Below are 19,840 nucleotides of genomic sequence, written 5' to 3'. Positions count from 1 at the left end.
ATTTATTTTAGTGAAATTTTAAATCCTATTACAGTTTGAGCTGGTAAATTTTTAGGACATTCTATTTTTAAACCTTCTTTAGATTGTGTCCAACTAATTTTCTCATGACTTCCTAATAGCTCTATATTTTTTATTTGTTTTTTAAGTAGCCCTTTCCTTTTTAAAGATGTTATTAGAATATTTTGAGAAGGTGTATTCAATATAAAAGCATACAGATTGCCTGATTTAGATGTAAAACGAACATCTTTAGCTGAATACTTTTTTAAATTCTCCCCTGTTCTTTTAGTTACAATTTTCAAAGGACCTTCTCCAAAAATCTTCCATGGTCGAGTTCCATAAATACCTTCGCCGTTAATTTTAATCCAATCTCCAAATGCGCGTAACATTTTGGCTTGAGGCTCCGGAAGTGTACCATCACCTTTTAAGGCTATATTCATCATCACGACACCATTTTTACTTATAGCGTCTACTGCATTACCTATTAATACAGGAATACTCATTCGGGTCTTAGCTTGTTTCCTGTAAAACCAATTTCCAGAAAGATCAGTCGCCCACATCCATGGATGTTCTTGTGTCTCTCCAAACATCCCTCGTTCTAAATTATAGGTAAATGCCGCTTTATTCATTTTAGGATTTTTAAACGACAACACTGTGGTTTGTTTTCCTTTATTTTCAGACAAATCTTTATTAAGAAAATCGGAAAAAAGTTTTACTCCCAAACCTTTTCCTGTTTTAATTGAAGGATATGGTGAATCGTTATTAAACATATCTGGACTATATTTTTCTATTAAGTCCCAACACCTTTTATACCAATGTTCATTCCAACTATCTTGACTCGCATACTTTTTAGGATCATAGTCCATATTAAAAAACTCCCATTCTGCCGTGTTTGGTTTTTGGTATTTACGAGCAGTATTAAAAAACCGTGGAGACCAATATAGATGTGTCGATACTCCAAATTTTAAGTCATATTTATAAGCAGCATCTTTCCATTCTTGAATAACATCTCGTTTTGGGCCCATTTTTACAGAGTTCCATGAAAAAAACGAATTGTACATATCAAAATTATCATGGTGTGTAGCCACTGGCATAATAAAATGCGCACCACAATCTTTAAAAAATTTAACTAATTCTTCAGGGTTCCAATTTTCAGCTTTAAAGTTTTTAATAAATTTCTCATAGCCAAAAGATTCTGGAGGCCCGTAAGTTTCAACATGCCAATCAGATAAGGTTTGTGTCATATTTAGCTGCATGCCCGTTTCTCCGTCGTTTGGCCCATACATTCTTCTTCCATAATGAGAACCATCATTAGGTCGGTTTTCATCAATTGCTGATGATACTCCCCAATGCATCCAAACCCCTATTTTTCCATCTTGAAACCATTTTGGAACATTGTAATTTTGTGCCATCGATTCCCAATTAGCTTCAATTTTATCATATTCAAAAGGTCTTTGCTTTTTTTGACCAAAACAAATTAATATTGAACTAAGTAAAGAGCTAACTAAAAAAAATCTGAATTTAAACATATTAATAATTATAGTTAATTGAGCAAAACTAACTTTAAACAAAAAAAATGTTTTTCTCTTTTTAATCAAAAACATGCTCTAATTGACCATGATGATGAAAATAAAGAATGCGAAAACTGTTAATGTTTTCTATTTTTTAAATAATTCATGATTGCCCGTTTTGTGTCATAATGTTGTTTTTTATGTCATGCTGAATGTGTTTAAATACCCTATAACACCTATAAACATTGATCTTTTATGTTGAGAACCTAAAACAAGTTCAGGTTGACAATGGGCTTTATGATTAATTACGGACATTCAAAATAATTCTATTAAAATCTAAAAAAACAACTAAAACAAGCATTTACCCCTATTTGCAAAAAATGAGCAAAGATTTGGTTGAATAAAGAAAAACGCTCTTACATTCAACTAATACATTAGCCCCAACTAAATTAAGTAACAAAAACTAACTAAGTATGAAGAAAATTTTAACCATTTTTCTTGTTCTACTAACAACTCAAGTATTTTCGCAAGAGAGAAGTATTTCAGGAAATGTAACAGATGAAACAGGTCAACCTTTAATAGGAGTTACCTTATTAATTAAAGGTACTTCAAAAGGTACCGTCACAGATTTTGATGGTAATTATACCTTAACTGCAAAAACTGGAGATATTCTAGTCTTTTTCTATTTGGGTACAGAAACAAAAGAAATTACCGTAGGTAATGAAAACACTGTAAATGCCGTACTTATAAAAACAGACACATCACTTGATGAAGTGGTAGTTATAGGGTATGGTGAAGTTAAAAAAAGTGATTTAACAGGTTCTGTATCTACAGTTAAAGCGGAAGATCTTACAAAGGTAGGAGCTGTAAGTTTAGATCAAGCATTAGCAGGAAGAGCTCCAGGCGTTTTGGTAACACAAAACTCTGGTGAACCTGGCTCGGGTGCTTCTATTAGGGTTAGAGCTGTTAGTTCTTTAAACGGTAGTGAACCTTTATATGTTATAGACGGTATACCGATGGATAATACTAGTGCTGGAGGATTGGGTGATCAAGATGTAGAGAGTTCATCATTAAGCCCTTTAGCCATGATTAATCCTTCAGATATTCAATCTATAGAAATTCTTAAAGATGCATCGTCAACCGCTATATATGGTTCTCGTGGTGCAAATGGCGTTATATTAATTACTACAAAAGCAGGAGATGTAGGTAAAGGTGTTGTTTCTATTGAACATGAGTATGGAATTACAGAGGTTCCTAATTATATCGATTTATTAGAATCTAATGAGTATACCATATTAAATCTTGAAGGTTTTAGAAATGCAGGTAATGTACTTAATGAAGAGAATATAACTAGATTAGATTCTGCAAGAGCTGGGTTATTGCCAAGCACCAATTGGCAAAAGGCCATTGTACATATAGGGACAACATCTAATACAAATGTAGGCTTTAGCGGAGGAAATAAAGATGTTAGATATTTAATCTCATCAAACCTTCTTAACGCACAAGGTATTGTTTTAGATACTGATTTCAAACGTGTCTCAACAAGAGTAAATGTTAATGCTAATATATCTGAAAAATTTAAAGTAAGTACTAGAATAAATTATTCTCATGTAACTTCAAACCAAAGAGCTATTAGCACAGGTGTTAATAACCTGAGAGGTGCAACTAGTGCCATTAGTAGAGCACTTAGAACGTCGCCTTTAAGTGGCCTTCTTGCCGATGATGATGATGAAGGTATTGAGCTTTGGAATCCGTTAACAGGATTAGAAGCTAACCAATATAATAATTTGTTAACACAAATGATAGGTAGTATAGATGCCACCTATAATTTCACCAAAGCATTATCTTTTAAAACTGCTTTTTCTTATCAAAATAGAAATACAGCACAACGTTATTATCAATTAAATATTTTACCTGGTAATTATTCAGCAGGAGGACGCGCTAAAACTGGGGATAGTAGATTTACTAGAACATCAATTACAAATACCTTCAATTTCAGAAAGAAAATAGGAAGAAAAAGTAATATTAATGCACTTTTAGGTCAATCTTTAGAATCGAGTGAAAGTGAAAGCATTAGAGTTTCTAACTTTGGTTTTGCAAATGATTTATTGACCTATTACGATCCAGGCTCTGCAACTTTTAACGATCCTGATGTGGTTACGTATTCAGAAACTAAATTAGCCTCCGTTTTTGGAAGAATAAACTTTAATATCAATAAAAAATATTTATTCACGCTAACAGGGCGTTATGATGGTTCTTCAAAATTTGCTGCTAATAACAAATGGGCCTTTTTTCCAGCTGCAGCATTTGCATATAAGTTATCGGAAGAAAACTTCATGAAAAATAGTAATGTCATAAATGAGTTAAAACTACGTGTTAGCTATGGTACTTCTGGAAATCAAGCCATTAGACCTTATGAATCTTTAGATCAATACGAAAGTGGTATAACACCATTCGACGAGACTTCTACCACAATTTATTTTGCTAATCAGTTACCTAATGATGATTTAACTTGGGAAACTACAACACAATTGGATGCAGGGTTAGATATCAGCTTATTAAAAAACAAGTTTACAGCTACTTTTGATTATTATAAAAAAACAACTGACGACCTTTTATTTTTAGGTAGTAGAATACCTATACATTCTGGATTTCCAACATATACAGAAAACTTCGGATCTTTAGAAACTAATGGATTTGAAGCCTCCTTTAATGCAAATATCATTACTAAACATAATTTTTCATGGACACTAAATGCTAATGTTGCCACTGGAAAAACTACTGTAAAGAATATGGCTTCTGATAATCTTTTTAGTGGTTGGGATCCTGGCTTTATTTCTGGTGGAACGCAACGTTTAATCATAGGAGAAGAAATAGGAACATTTTTTGGTTATAAGAGAACAAGGATTTCTCAATTTGATGACTTTGTAGAATTTCAAGGACTTACAGATCAAGAGCGTATAGATACATATAATGCGGCTCCTGATGCGACTTATACATTTGTTGATGGTCATGATGGAGGTTACCCTGTTACTGATCAAAACCATAGACCAGGAGAACAATTATATGAGGATATAACTCCAGACGGTGCAATTACTGCTGATGATAGAACGACGATAGGACAAGCACAACCTGATGTAACTTTTGGAATAAATAACACCTTTAAAATTGGAGGGGTAGATATTAGTGTTTTTATAGATTCTCAATTAGGAAAAGATATGGCTGCTATGCAAAATATAGGCCTATTAAATTTTAGTGGAAGGCAAGGTTTAAAGGTTACTAATAATAGATGGACACCAGAAAACCCAAGTACTGTTTGGCCAAGGTTAGACTCTAATAACAACGGTAATACACTATTTAGTGATCGGTTTATTGAAGATGCCTCTTTTGTTCGCTTACAAAATATTACCATCGGTTATAGATTTCCAAAAGAACTTACCGATAAATTAAAGATAAGTAGTTTAAGAATATATGCTTCTGGAACCAATTTACATATCTGGACTAACTATACTGGGTATACTCCAGATGTCTCTTTAAGAGGGTCGTCTACAACAAATTTGGGACATGACAACGCTGGTTATCCTGCAGGCCGTGTTATCAGAATGGGAGTTAATTTAAAATTCTAATAAAAACTAACTAAAAAATACATAAAAATGAATATAAAAGTAAAAATAGGATTATTACTTATTATAGCAATGAGTATATCATGCGAGGAATATCTTGTTGAAGAACCACCTACATTCATTTCAGCGAGTAATTACTTTAAAACTGCCGGAGATGCCAGAACGGCTGTCGACGGTGTTTATCAACAAATGAATGAGGTACACAATAGATTTTGGACTATTATTGATGCCTATACAGATGATCAAGTTAGTAGAAATGCTGGAAGCTTTCACAATGCTTTTGGAACACATACCGTAACGCCTTCCGATCGCATGTTTGAGCAATTCTTAGTATATAGTCGTTGGTGGATAGGTATTGCTAGAGCTAATAACGTCTTAAATTATGTGCCCGCAATAGATATGGATGAAACAGAAAAAAACATAATTTTAGGAGAAGCAAGAGCATTAAGAGGATTATACTACTATCAATTAGTTAGAGCTTTTGGCGATCAACCATTAATTTTAGATGCAATAATTGTTGAAGCTGATTTTCAAAAACCACGAATTAGTGCAGAAGACATCTATGATCAAGTTATTATACCAGACCTTCAGTTTGCTGAAGAAAATTGTAGAGATGGTTTACACGATGGACACATTACAAAGTGGACTGCAAAACTATTGTTGTCAGAAGTATATTTAACACGAGCAGGACATAGAAGAACATCGCAGGGTGATTTTATTCAAGGTGATGCATCAAATTGGGCATTAGCGAGAGATAAGGCTAAAGAAGTTATTGATGATTCACCACACAGTTTAAATACTGTGGGTGATGGAGATACCCCTGCATATGGTATGGCATGGGAAGATGACGCCCCTTTTACAGACGAATCTATATTAGAGTTATCTTATGTCCCAATTCTTGGTCAAGGTAGTTGGTTAAGTCGTGAGAGTAACGGTGATGCGTTTGGTAGAGGATATTGGGGAGCAAATCCTAACGTTAGACCATTAGAAAGTGAAGGCAATAATTCTACAATGCGAGAAATGCGCTTTCCTGGAACGCCTCCAGGAGTTGGGGTACAATTACCTACACCAGATTTATATGATGCTTTTGAAGACGGTGATGAAAGAATTTGGAGTATCATGACACGTTATGATGTTTCTCCAACCGAAACCTACCTTTGCCAGCCAACTTTTAGAAAGTTTATCGACATTACTTATTACCTAGGAGGCGAAGGTTCAAGTTTTCAGTATACCGATTCAAATCTTGTTCTATATCGCTATGCAGATGCTTTATTAATTTATGCAGAAGCACAAAATGAAGCTGATGGGGCTCCAAATGCTGATGCCTATAAAGCTGTAAACGATATTAGGAATAGAGCCGGTTTAGCAGATTTAGCACCTGCTTTATCACAAAGTGACTTTAGAAATGCTGTTTGGCAAGAAAGGCGTGTTGAATTCAATGCAGAATTTAAACGAAAATTCGATTTAATTAGAACCAATAGACTCGTTTCTGAAACGACAAATATAAATCTTGATTGGACTGCAGAACAAGGGTCTGTTACAGATTATAGAAATTGTTATACGCCTTTTTATAACAACAGACCTGCATGGCCAGATAACGAGTGGTTGTTTCCAATTCCTCAATCAGAAATGGAGTTGAACATAGAAAATGGATGGGTTCAAAATGAAGGTTACTAAATAAAAAATAGGGAAAGAAATACCCCCCTTGTTTTTAATTTTGGTAAAAACAAGGGGTTTTGAAATAATACGCATACACTATTTAAATAAATAGAATAGATAACACCTTATTCTGTAGCATACAGACATCCCTTTTAAAATATTCTCTTTTCTAAAAAGGACATGTTTATAAATGAACGGAGAAATTTAAAATTTAAAAAATGAATTTAAAAAAAACAAAGAAACACCTATTACTGCTCTTATCTGTAATATATATATCAAATCTTTCATTTTCTCAAGATAAAAAAGAAAAGGGAATGGAAGAAATGTGGGGAGAAACCAATGTTTCGGTCGATGCCTTAAAAAACGGAAAAGCAAAGTTCTTTGATGAAAGTAATTTCGGAATGTTCATTCATTGGGGTCTGTTTTCAAATTTAGCCGGCGTTTGGGACGAGAAAACGTATTATGGTATTGGAGAATGGATTATGAACCCAAGAATGGCAGGTATTCCAGTTGAGGAATACAAGAAGACTGCTAAAAATTTTAATCCAACAGGGTTTGATGCAAAAAAAATAGCGCAATTAGCTAAAGATGCTGGAATGAAATACATAATTATCACCAGTAAACATCACGAAGGCTTTGCAATGTTCGATTCTAAGGTAAGTGATTTTGATATTGTAGATGCTACACCCTTTGGAAGAGACCCTATGCATGAATTATCTGATGCTTGTCATGAATTAGGGCTTGGTTTTGGTTTTTATTATTCACATAATCAAGATTGGACAACTCCAGGCGGCGGAAGAGGCCCCAAACTAGATGAAAATGGAAAAGAAGTCGATTTTAAAGATTACTTCTACAATAAATGTAAACCACAAGTAAAAGAAATTTGTACAAACTATGGAGCAATAGATTTTGTTTGGTTTGATACTCCGGGAGATATGAAAAAGGAATATGTAGTAGAACTAGCAGCCATGGTTAGAGAACTACAACCTAAAGCTATGATGTGTAGTCGAGTTGGCTATGATTTAGGTGATTATGCGAGTGTAGGTGATATGGAAGTGCCCACAAAACGTATACAAGGTTTATGGGAGACTTGTGATACTAATAACGATTCTTGGTCGTACGCATGGTATGATAACAATTTTAAAAGTCCAAAGGTTATATTGTCTAGGTTAGTAGAAACCGTAGCAAGAGGCGGATCTTATTTGTTTAATGTAGGTCCAAACAATATGGGAACAGTACCAGAAATTGGTGCTGAATTTTTGAGAGAATCTGGGAAATGGCTACAAAAATACCCTCAAGTTATATATGCCGCAGATCCTTCACCTTGGGATTACAAATTACCATGGGGAGATATTACCACTAAAAACAATTCCATGTTTTTGGCTGTTTCAGAATGGCCAATTGACGGAAAACTTTATTTACCAGGATTAAAAACAGAAATAGAATCTGCCGAAATATTAAACCCAAAAGAAAAAAACAAACACATTAAATTTAAACAAGAAAAAGATAATTGGATTGTTTTTGATGTTCCTTATAAAGCACCAGAAAAGTTGATTTCCATTATCGAATTAAAATTTAAAAATGGAAAAACAGTCGTCGTTAATGATGAAGAGTTGGGGGTGTATCCAAATACGGCAGCTGAATTAATTACCGAATTTGGGAAAGTCATTAACGCAGAACAAAAGAACATCCGTTGGATGGAAAAATTTGGAGAATGGAAGCATGTAAATCAAGTTAGTAACTGGGAAGAAAACAGTTCTGTTAAATGGGACGTTAATGTTCAAAAAGCAGGATATTATTATGCGAATCTTTGTTATGCTGGCACAGGAAGATTAGTTTGGAAAGTCTCTACAGATGACGATGTTTTCATTCAAAACCAACAAGCAGCAACTGAAAAATATGTGAGTTATAACATGGGGATTTTGGAGTTTAAAAAGCCTGGTAAGCATACTATCTCTGTATCATTAGTAGAGGGAGATAAAACAACTTCCAGTTTAAAATCGCTAATATTAACACCAATTAATAATTAATGAGTATTATGAAATATAGTTCAATCAAATACTTTATTCATGTCTTAGTTTTTTTAATTTGCTATCAATCTACTGGGCAAACGGATAAAAAATATCCAAAATTTAGTTGGGACAAAGTGCCTATTGCTTTTCATTTTGGAAAAAAAGGAAGCCTCACTAATCAAGAAGCAAAATTTATTACCTCCCATTCAAACTTTATTGTTTTAGAAAAAGGGCATGGAATTCCAAAATATAAAAACACAGAAATTGGTATTGAAAGTGATGCAAAAAAATTAAAAAAATTGAATCCCAATATGAAAGTCATTTTCTATTGGAATGCTTTTTTAGATTACTCCATGTACGAAGCCCATAATGTTTATGAAAGTCATCCAGAATGGTGGTTAAAAACAAAAAATGGTGAGTATGACCTTAAAAATGGGCGTATTAGACGTTATGACCTTTCTAATCCAGCAGTTCGTAAATGGTGGGTAGAAACTGCAAAAAAAGAAATTTTAAATGGCTCTACAGATGGTGTTTTTATGGATGCCTTTATTCAAGTAGCTAGTAAAGCTAATATAAAACTTTGGGGTCAAGAAAAATATAATGCTATCCAACAAGGTTTAAAAGATTTAATTAAGGAGACAAGAACAGCATTAGGCAACGATAAACTTATTGTTTATAATGGTATTCGCTCTATTCCAAACAATAACACAGGAAATAATTTCCCTGACCATACAGATGCTATAATGATTGAACATTTTGGCATCATTAAAAGCAACTCTAAAGAAAGTATGCTTAAAGATATACAAGAAATGGAGAAGGCTGGAAAAACTGGGAAAATAGTAGTATTTAAAGGATGGCCTGGATACGCTTGGATAGATAAAGATTTTATGGCAAAGCCTTTAAAAGAGAAACAAGACATTTCTAAAGAAAATATAACATTTCCTTTGGCATCCTTTTTAGCTGGTGCTCAAGAAAATTCATATTTCATATACAATTGGGGGTATCGTTTTAAACATGGTGCCACAGATTGGTATCCCGAATTTGATAAACCTTTAGGAAAGCCATTACATGATATGAAAGTTAATGGTTGGGAATTAACACGCGATTTCGAACATGCCTCTATTTGGGTTGATCTGGAAACTAAAAACGCTAAAATCGATTGGAAATAACCAAAAAATCTATTTAAAGTCAATTTAAAACGAATATGCTTGTATTTTATATTCTGAATTGTACTCTGTTACGAATTAAATACTATTGTGAAATTAACTTTTAATTCGTGACATTTAAACCAATCATTCTCAAAAATTCTGTATCTGTCTATTAAAACCATTTCAAAATGGCGTTAAATTTTTAAAAAAAATATTATTATGTTTTCATTAAAAACGTTTACATTTTTTTCTATTCTGTTTCTATTAACCGATTTAGTTCAATCTCAACAAGAAACATTAAAAATGGAAGGCGTTATTTTAGATCAAACTAAATCAAGCATACCTTATGCAGCTATTAGTATACCATCTAAATGGGTTGGAACTTCAAGTAATGAAGATGGAAAATTTTATTTAGAACTATCAAAAAAAAACTTATTAGATACCTTAGAAATTTCAAGTATAGGGTATATAACTTCCAAAATTTTAGTGAAAGATTTTTTTGCTTTAAGTGAAAAAATAATAACCTTAGAAGAAGATATTGTATCCCTTGACGAAATCAGCATACTGAACCCAACACAATATGTTAAATTGGCATTTAAAAATTTAAAAATTAATACTGTAAGTTCTGTACATGAATTAAAAATTTTGAATCGATTTTTTGCCGTAGAAAATAATAAAGCTAAGTTTTTTGTTGAACATTATGTAAAAGTTAAAGATATAGGTCCAAGAGGAGGAGATGAAGTAAACAGTATAGAAATTGTGGAAGGAAGAAAATCGGCAGACTATAGGTTTTTTAAAGACGAAAAATCAAGAAACATGTATCCCATAAATTTTATGATTCGAATAGACCCTTTAAGGAGAGGTATTTCAATTAATGATTATAAATGGACTAAAATTGGAGATACCTCTTATGATGGTGAAGATATTGTTATTATTCAAGGCGTAAACAAAATCAAAGAAAAGCAAAACTATTTAGATCCAGTATTTTATATTGGAGTAGATAGCTATAAAGTTTATAAAACAAGGAATAGGCCTTCTAATGTTGTTTATATTTATAAAAAGAATAAAGACGGAAAACTTTATTTAAGCTATCATAATCATTACACAAGAAGATTTAAAGACTTAAGTAAAAATCAACAAACACTTTTAAAGGCAAAAAGTAAAAAAGTCAAATTGGCAGTAAGGAATGAAATAATAGTTATAGATATAGAAACTAACAAAAGAAAAATAGACACCAAAGATTCAAATGTTTATAACAAAAAAATGCAGGATATTAGTATAAAATATAACGCATTTTTCTGGAAAAACTTTAACTTACCACCAGCAACAGAATACTATAAAAAAAGCGTTAATGAGTTAGAGTCTATTTACGCTGTACCGTTAGAAACTCAATTCAATGTGGTAAACAAATAATCGTAAAAGAAGATTATTTATGAAAATCTTTGCTGATTTTCTAACCAGTTTGTAGTTGTTCTAAATTTTTAGTGTTTAAATTACATAATTAATCTTAAAACAGCTATCATTAATGGTAATATCAAACCTTACCATGAGTTTGAATAAAACAAAAATGAAAAAATATTTAAAATTATCAATTACTTGTCTTTTTTTAGAAGCCTTGCTAATATTATTCAATGTCTTTTCTCTTTCAGCTCAAAAAATTGAACGCTTTTCTAATAAAGAAGGTCTTAACCAAAACACGATACTTACTATAGAGCATGATAAATATGGGTTTCTATGGTTTGGAACACCCAATGGGTTAATAAAATATGATGGATACGAATTTAAAAGTTATACGAATGAATCCGATATTAATAATAGTATCTCTAACAACTATATAAACTACTTGTATAATGACTCGAGCGGTATTTTATGGATTGGTACAAATACGGGTTTAAACACTTATATTCCTTGGCTTGAAAAATTTCGTACCATACCCATTCCATCAAATTTTAGAATAAGCCATATAGCTTCTGGACCTCATGGACGCATATGGGTATCTACTAAAAATGAATTATATATATGTAATCCCATTGATATTGAAAACGGTGTTTATGAAGTTTCTTCTAATATTTTAAGTGATTTTCCAGATACAACATATATAAACGATTTTTATTTTTTAAATGAAAACACCTTCCTTTTAGCTACTAGCAATGGCTTAAGTAGGTTTTCCATTGAAAACGAATCCAATATCAAAACAATAAAGGCAAAAACACCTACAGTTTTTAAATCTTTTTCAAACCGCGGTATTACAGCTATTAAAAAAATTAAAGATATCTTTTGGGTTGGTACAAATGCTGGTCTCTTTAAAACAACATTAGAAGGAAACCGGATGCATATTATTAGTGAAATAAATAAAATTAATAATACTTTTTTAACACCAAATATAGTAGTCAACACCATTTTAGAAGACCACAATGGTACTGTTTGGATAGGAACAAAAGAAAATGGACTAGCAAAATACGTTTCTAGTACAGATAGTTTTGAAAACTTTAATTACAATCCAAAAAATAAATTGGGGTTAAGCAGCCCTTATATTTATTCTATTTTTGAAGATGATTTTAATGTACTATGGATTGGTACTGCTCAAGGTGGTATTAATAAATTAGATGTATTACAGAAACAATTTATTAATTACACGAATAACCCTTACGATAACACATCAATTTCAGATAATTTAATTACATCTATTTTAGAAGATAGTAGAGGCACATTATGGGTATCAAGCTATAACGAATCTATCTTTAGAAGTACAGAGAAAATAAATAATGATAACATACAAAATCTACGCTTTGAAAAACTTGGTAAAGAATTCCCCTTATCAAAACAGGATATCGTTAGATGTATTTATGAAGACAGAAAAGGCTATATATGGATTGGTTCGGAATTTTCATTAGTTATCTATAACCCTTTAACCAATACATTTAAAAAAATTGCTTTAAAAGAAAATGGTAAAATAGCCCCAGACCAAACATACTTCACAATCAATCAAACCGATGATGATCAAATTATTATAGGTGGTACTCAAATTATTGTGCTTCAAAACCCATGGCAATACATTGAAAAAGAAAAAGAGCCTGTTATTGAAGTCTCATCCTATTTCGAACTTGGTTCAAAACTAGCCTATACCATTTTAAAAGATTCTCGCGATAATTATTGGTTTGGTACTTTTAACGGGTTATATAAAGGCACTATAAATAATGGCAAGATAAATTTTACAGATGAATATAAATCAAATAATAATGAAAAACTAAAACTTAGCAACAGTGATATTTTTTCGCTTTATGAAGATGGTGAAAAAAATGTATGGGTTGGAACTTTTGGCGGTGGTTTAAACAAAATGGTTTTTGATGATGTAGGTAAGCTTATAAAAATTGATTATTTCAGAAAAAAAAGCATTTTACCAGATGATGCTGTGTATGGCATTTTACCTGAAGGAAAAGATTTTTTATGGATGAGTACCGATATGGGTTTGTGCAAATTTGACACTAAAGAGAATACCTTAGATGTTTTTGATGTTAGGGATGGTTTAATTAATAATAATTTTAGACAAGGAGCATACCATAAAGGTAAATCTGGATTTTACTATTTTGGAGGGTTAAACGGATTAACACTTTTTAATCCTAGCACAATCAAAACAAATAAATTAGTCCCTAAAGTTTTAATAACAGCATTGCAGTTAAATAATAAAACTGTAGAAATAGGAAAAGAGTATAAGGGTGATGTTTTGCTTAAAAATTCAATCTCAGAAACCGAAAGTATATCCATAAATCAAAATGAGCAAATAATTACATTTAATCTTGCAGTCCAGCATAGTACGTCTCCCTATAAAAACAAAATAGCTTATCAATTAGAAGGTTTTAATGAAAGTTGGATAGAAAAAAACACTGGTAAAACTAATGCTACATACACAAATTTATCTCCTGGCAGTTATACTCTAAAAGTAAAAGGAGCAAATGGAGATGGTGTTTGGAATAATGAAACAACAAATTTAAAACTAGAAATTTTACCACCATGGTATTTTACTTGGTGGAGTATTTTAATTTTCTCAATATTAATTATATCGGCAACCTTAGGAATAATAATTTATTTTGTAGAGCACGAAAAATTAAAACAGCGTTTAAAATATGAGGAGTTAAACAAAAAACAATTGGATGAAACAAACCAAGGTAAATTTAGATTTTTCACTAATATTTCTCATGAATTCCGTACGCCGTTAACCCTAATTTCTGGTCCTTTAGAACGTGTTATTGAACAGAATAATGATATTAAAAACACTAAGTATTTAGAAATTATTCAAAAAAACACAAAAAGGCTCCTTAGTTTAGCCGATCAATTAATTACGTTTAGGCAAGCAGAACAAGGTTATACAAACTTAAAGTTAACTAAAAACACCTTAGGTAACTTTATGTATCCTGCAACCGAAGCATTTGAAAATTATGCAACCGAAAAAAACATAAACTTCTTTTATAAAGTTAATTCACCAAATGAAGAAATTGTTTTAGATGTAGAAAAAGTAGAACGTATTATTTATAATTTACTATCAAATTCGTTTAAAAACACACCACCAAATGGTAATATAAGTGTAGAGTCCGATATTATAAAACAGTCTAATAAAAAAATAATTAAAATTGATGTCATTGATAACGGAAAAGGGATACCAGAAGAAAATTTGAAAGATATTTTTGAGCGGTTTTATCAATTAGGAGATAATGACGAAAAAATAAGTGGAGGAGGTATTGGTTTAGCTTTTTGTAAATCTATAACAGATTTATTGGGAGGAACTATTTCTGTTAAGAGTACCCCTTTTAGTGAAACTCGTTTTTCTATTTTGATTCCTTCCAAAAATGATGATGAAATCTTGTTAGATAATGTTTCACAATCAGGAGAATCTTTTATAAAAAATTGGGTTTCTATTCCTATTAATTCTAAAACTATAAATGCAGAAAATATATCCAAAAATAGTTTTCAAAAAAAGCATACTATTTTAATTGTTGAGAATGAAGAAGATGTTCAGAATTTTTTAACAATTTCGTTATCAGAACACTATAATATTATAATAGCAAACAATGGAGTTGAAGGTTTAGAGAAAATTAAATCTAGTAAACCCCACTTAGTAATTAGTGATGTAATGATGCCAGAAATGAATGGTTTTGAGCTTTGTAATGAAATTAAAAAAGATGTAGAAATTTGCCATATACCCGTACTTTTATTAACAGCATTAGGAGATAGCGAAAACCTTATTAAAGGGTTAGAATTTGGAGCAGATGAATATATTAGTAAGCCTTTTTCTTTAAAACACCTTGAGTTACGTATAGATAAATTAATTAAAAACAATATTAAATTAAAAGAGTATTTCTCTAAAAATAGCTTATTACCCAAAAAAGATATAGATATTTCTACCAGAGATATAGAGTTTTTGAATAAGGTTATTAGTGCTATAGAAAAGAATATATCTGATTCTAATTTTGGGGTTGAAGAATTAGCTAATGAAGTAAATTTAAGTACTTCCCACCTTTATAGAAGATTAAAGCAATTAACGGGGCAAGTACCAAACGTGTATTTACGTAATTTCAGATTGCAAAGAGCAGCAGAGTTACTAAGAGAAAATAACGGATTAAAAGTTGCAGAAGTTATGTACCAAATAGGTATAGAATCGACTTCCTATTTTTCTACGTCTTTTAAAAAGTTACACGGTGTTCCGCCTTCTGAATTTTAATAGTAAACTATTAATAGTTCATAAATGATGAAGCACATAAATATTTATGTGCTTCATACGACTAACTCAAAACAAAAAACTCATTTTTATTTAACACACCGTGTTTAATAAGGCTAATATATTTAATGTTAACTACCTTTTGTTTCTCAAATCAATCAATTACTTTTTCTATCATTGCAGGTAGGAAACAACACCAATAAATGAAACACCTTTTTAGTTTTCTAATATGGGTATAAAATTTAGAGTTCCTTTCTTTCTTTTGAGAATAATTTTTTATTTGGTTTTTCAGGTAGTGTTTTTTTCCACGCCATTATTTTATTTTTTAGATCTTTAACGACTAGAGCATTACCTGTTTTAAGATCGTTTTTCTCATAAGTATCAGTCACTATATTGTATAACTCTACATAACTTAAATCGTGATTAGCTACCAGTTTCCATTTTTGGTCTACAATAGCATAAGACACCCAATGATCTGGTTTTGCATTGTTTGCAGGCCAACTAGCTCCTATTTTCCAAAAAAGAGTTTTTTTACGCAACGGATAAGGTTCTCCAAAAAGCGTAGAGACTTGGCTAATTCCATCAGGTTTATACGTTTCTGGCAATTTCACATCTGCTATTTCACAAAATGTAGGGAGTAAATCTACCGCAGACATAAGAGAAACACTATCAATAACGCCTGCTTTTATTTTCCCAGGCCAACGTGCTATAAACGGTACACCTATACCGCCTTCAAAAAGTGCTGCCTTATACCCTCTTCTCCCTCCTGTTATCCCTTTAGAACCAGCAATATTGTAACCAACGCCAGTGGCTGTATCAAGATACGTTTTTAGTTCGGTGGCAGTAGTTGATCTTGCAGGTCCATTGTCTGAGCTAAAAACAACCAAAGTATTGTCTGTCAAGTTTAAGCGATCTAATGCATCCAAAACTTCACCAATTCTATCATCAGCATGCGATAAAACAGAGGCATAAATGTTATCTGATTCTTCTAATTCTGGAAAACGCCATTGGTATTTTGGTACTACGTGGTGCGGTGTATGTGGTTCATGCACCCATAGATTAATGAAAAACGGTTTATTTTCCTTATTACTTTTTTCTATAAAAGCCACTGTATTATCAGCATCTTTATAATAAGGCATTTGTTCTCCAGAACAATTAAAGGCTCCATACGTATCATATCCGTACTTATCTGGAGTAGGCGAATCTGTAACCATATTGTTAGAAATATGCCACTTACCAAAATGTGCAGTGGCATAACCACTTTGTTGTAGTAATTTAGGTAATAGCGTTGTATCATAATCTAACCAATCGGGCATATTTCGTTTAGCATTACTAGGTACCCATGCAAAATGCCCATCAATATTATGTCTTGCAGGAAATTGCCCTGTTATAACACCTACCCTACTTGGCGAACACACACCACTTGCAACCGTAAATCTTTGAAAATCGGTACCTTCTTTAACTAGCCTATCAATATTTGGAGTTTTCACATAAGGATGACCATGTGCACTTAAATCTCCCCACCCCCAATCATCTGCAAAAATGAAAACAATATTAGGTTTTGTTTCTTTAATGGGTTCTGCTTTTTTATCTATTGTTTCACAACTTATGTTCATTATTAAACACGCAAAACATAAAACATAAAATTTAAAGACTTTCATAAAAAAATGGTTTTACTATAGCTAGTACATTGATAGTAAAAATATTTTGTATTTAACATAATTCGTTGCTTAAATATACCCATTTGTTTCTCTAATCTACTATTTAACATATTAGATAATATTTATATATATATTTATCCAGTTAATTAAAAAACAACTTAAATGAACTCTTTTAAAGGCTCCCTTTTTTTTATATTTTTTATAACTCTAACAGTAAATTCTACTGCACAAGAATTAAAATTTACAGACGTTCCTGAAGATTATCGCTTATATGCGCGAAATAAATTAGACAGTGCTAAAGTTTATGTTTCTGGAGTTGTTAAAGGTATCCCTGCTTTTAAAGAATACTCATTAAAAGTATTTAAGAATGGTGTCTTATATGATACACAAAAAGACACTTTAAAAAACAAGAAGTTTTCTCTTTCTACTAAAATTGATGCAGGTTTACACCAGTTTAAATTTGAATTTTATATCAAAAAAAACAATATAGACAGTTTGTATTTAACAGCTAATAATATTGTTTGTGGAGATGCCTATATTATTTCTGGCCAGTCTAATTCACATGCAAGCAGTAGCTTATCAACATATAGTAGTCCCTATTGCAGAAGCTTTGGTGTTAAAACTGGTTTTAAAACTTATAATGACAATGATAAACAAGTACGCTGGGGTTTAGCCACAGGGAACTGCCCTAATTTAGAAGGTGTTGGTGGTTGGTTTAAAAAAAATCCACATGGTGTTGGTATTTGGGGCATGGAATTAATGCGCCTTATTGTAGAAAAACATCAAGTTCCTGTTTGTATTATTAATGGCGGTAGCGGTTCTTCTTCAATAGAACAAAACATGTTGTACCCAGAGCAACCTTCATTAGAAACTAGCTTTGGCAGATTAGCTTATCGCGTAAATGAAGCTGGATTAAAAAATAATATTAAAGCCATTTTATGGCATCAAGGAGAAACAAACACCAATATTTTAGAATCTTATGAAGCTTACGAATCAAATTTTGATACGCTTTTAGCAGATTGGAAAAAAGTATATTTAGGTTTAGAAAAAGTTTATTTGTTTCAATTACACCCGGGCTGTGGTGGTGATTACGCTTCTCAATTAAGAGAAAAACAATATGAAATTGCTGAGAAGTATGACATGATAGATATTATGTCTACTAACAGTGTTATTGGTCATGATGGGTGCCATTTTTCTTATGAGGGCTATTTAGAGTTTGCAGATCGTATTTTCCCTTTAATATCTCGTGATTTTTATAATAAAAAAGCAGAGACGATTATTACACCGCCAAAACTACAAAATGTATACTATCATGATGATAACGTGGTATTAAAGTTTGACCAACCTATAACTTATAGTGAGAAAAAAGAAGTTAAAAGAAAGCTACACTATCTTAAAAACCAATTCTTTTTCTCTAAAAAAAATAATACGGAACAAGTATCGAATATTGTTGAAAGTATAACGATTGATGATAGTAAACTCATACTAAAAATTAAAGGAAAGAGCGCTTTTGATAAAATTACATATTTGCCTAATAAATTCTATACAAATACTAAAAATGTATATAATGGGCCATGGATTAAAGGTGTAGAAAACAATATAGGTGCCTTAAGTTTTTACAATAAAACAATAAAGCCCTCTAATAATATAAAAGAATGGCATGGGTATAAAATAGTAGACTCCACACTTAATGGTGTTAAATTTAAAATTGTTTTCCCTAAAATAGCCAATAAAAATAGAAACTGGATATGGCGTGCTCGATTTTGGGGTCATGAACCACAAACCGATTTAGCCCTTTTAGAAAAAGGGTTTCATTTAGCTTATATTGATGTTGGTGGTTTATTTGGAAACGAAAAAGCTGTCCAAATCTGGGATGATTTTTACGATGCCATGACAACAAAATATAAATTAAACCCTAAAGTTGTTTTAGAGGGCATGAGTCGTGGCGGACTTATTGTTTTAAATTGGGCAAATCGTAATGCTAATAAAATAGCTTGTATATATGTTGATGCTCCTGTTTGCGATTTTAAAAGTTGGCCGGCAGGAAAAGGTATTGGAAAAGGTTCTCCTTCTGCTTGGGAAAACTGTTTAGAACAATATGGTTTTTCGGAAAAAGAAGCGCTATTATATAACGGAAACCCAATAAACCATTTAGAATATTTAGCAAGTAATAAAGTTCCTATTTTAAGTGTTGTAGGCGATGCAGATAAAGTTGTTCCTGTTATAGAAAACACAGCTTTATTACAAAAAAGACTTATAGAATTAGGATGGGATATTACCATTATTCACAAACCTAAAGTTGGTCATCATCCACATTCATTAAAGAACCCAAAACCCATTGTAGATTTTATTTTAAAAAATAGTATTAATTGAATTTAATAAAGAATTTCTTGAAACCAACTATCCTCGAGGCAGTCCCGATAGCTATCGGGACATAGAGGTATTTCGCTGGTTTCATTTTGACCTAAAAAGGTCAAAAACCGAAATTCTGTATTTAGATTCCCGTTTTCACGGGA

9 protein-coding genes are annotated in these 19,840 nt (G+C 31.7%); 7 read left to right on the top strand and 2 right to left on the bottom strand.

Annotated features, from left to right (window positions below; all coding sequences use genetic code 11):
• Positions 1-2 precede the first annotated feature (2 nt).
• Positions 3-1,526 carry an alpha-L-fucosidase gene (locus tag Q4Q35_RS07215; protein WP_303277287.1) on the bottom strand — a complete coding sequence of 508 codons (1,524 nt, stop codon included), beginning with the start codon at positions 1,524-1,526 and terminating at the stop codon, positions 3-5.
• A 455-nt stretch (positions 1,527-1,981) separates the two neighbouring features.
• Here Q4Q35_RS07215 and Q4Q35_RS07210 point away from each other — a divergent pair, with 455 nt between their 5' ends.
• From Q4Q35_RS07210 to Q4Q35_RS07185, 6 genes are all read left to right on the top strand, one after another.
• Positions 1,982-5,134, top strand: a complete 3,153-nt coding sequence (locus Q4Q35_RS07210; protein WP_303277286.1) for a SusC/RagA family TonB-linked outer membrane protein — start codon at positions 1,982-1,984, stop codon at positions 5,132-5,134.
• Positions 5,135-5,161: 27 nt separating this feature from the next.
• Complete coding sequence (locus tag Q4Q35_RS07205; protein WP_303277285.1) at positions 5,162-6,808, top strand: RagB/SusD family nutrient uptake outer membrane protein; 1,647 nt, start codon at positions 5,162-5,164, stop codon at positions 6,806-6,808.
• 200 nt (positions 6,809-7,008) lie between these two features.
• Positions 7,009-8,820, top strand: a complete 1,812-nt coding sequence (locus Q4Q35_RS07200; protein ID WP_303277284.1) for an alpha-L-fucosidase — start codon at positions 7,009-7,011, stop codon at positions 8,818-8,820.
• An 8-nt stretch (positions 8,821-8,828) separates the two neighbouring features.
• A complete protein-coding gene (locus Q4Q35_RS07195; RefSeq protein ID WP_303277283.1) occupies positions 8,829-9,971 on the top strand; it encodes a putative glycoside hydrolase in 1,143 nt (380 codons plus the stop codon).
• 198 nt (positions 9,972-10,169) lie between these two features.
• A complete protein-coding gene (locus Q4Q35_RS07190; RefSeq protein WP_303277282.1) occupies positions 10,170-11,363 on the top strand; it encodes a carboxypeptidase-like regulatory domain-containing protein in 1,194 nt (397 codons plus the stop codon).
• 154 nt (positions 11,364-11,517) lie between these two features.
• The gene (locus Q4Q35_RS07185; RefSeq protein WP_303277281.1) at positions 11,518-15,666 is read left to right on the top strand and encodes a hybrid sensor histidine kinase/response regulator transcription factor; all 4,149 of its coding nucleotides are present in this window, start codon (positions 11,518-11,520) and stop codon (positions 15,664-15,666) included.
• Between the two features lie 239 nt (positions 15,667-15,905).
• Here the strand turns inward: Q4Q35_RS07185 and Q4Q35_RS07180 are convergent, their stop codons facing one another.
• A complete protein-coding gene (locus Q4Q35_RS07180) occupies positions 15,906-17,279 on the bottom strand; it encodes a sulfatase-like hydrolase/transferase (protein ID WP_303277280.1) in 1,374 nt (457 codons plus the stop codon).
• Between the two features lie 207 nt (positions 17,280-17,486).
• On the opposite strand from Q4Q35_RS07180, the gene Q4Q35_RS07175 reads away from it, so the two are divergent.
• A complete protein-coding gene (locus tag Q4Q35_RS07175) occupies positions 17,487-19,697 on the top strand; it encodes a sialate O-acetylesterase (RefSeq protein ID WP_303277279.1) in 2,211 nt (736 codons plus the stop codon).
• The last annotated feature ends 143 nt before the right edge of the window (positions 19,698-19,840 follow it).

The sequence above is a fragment of the Flavivirga aquimarina genome (genome assembly GCF_030540835.1).
GTDB lineage: Bacteria > Bacteroidota > Bacteroidia > Flavobacteriales > Flavobacteriaceae > Flavivirga > Flavivirga aquimarina.
The sequence above is the reverse complement of the archived record's forward strand: the minus strand, read 5'-3'. Positions and strand labels throughout refer to the sequence as shown.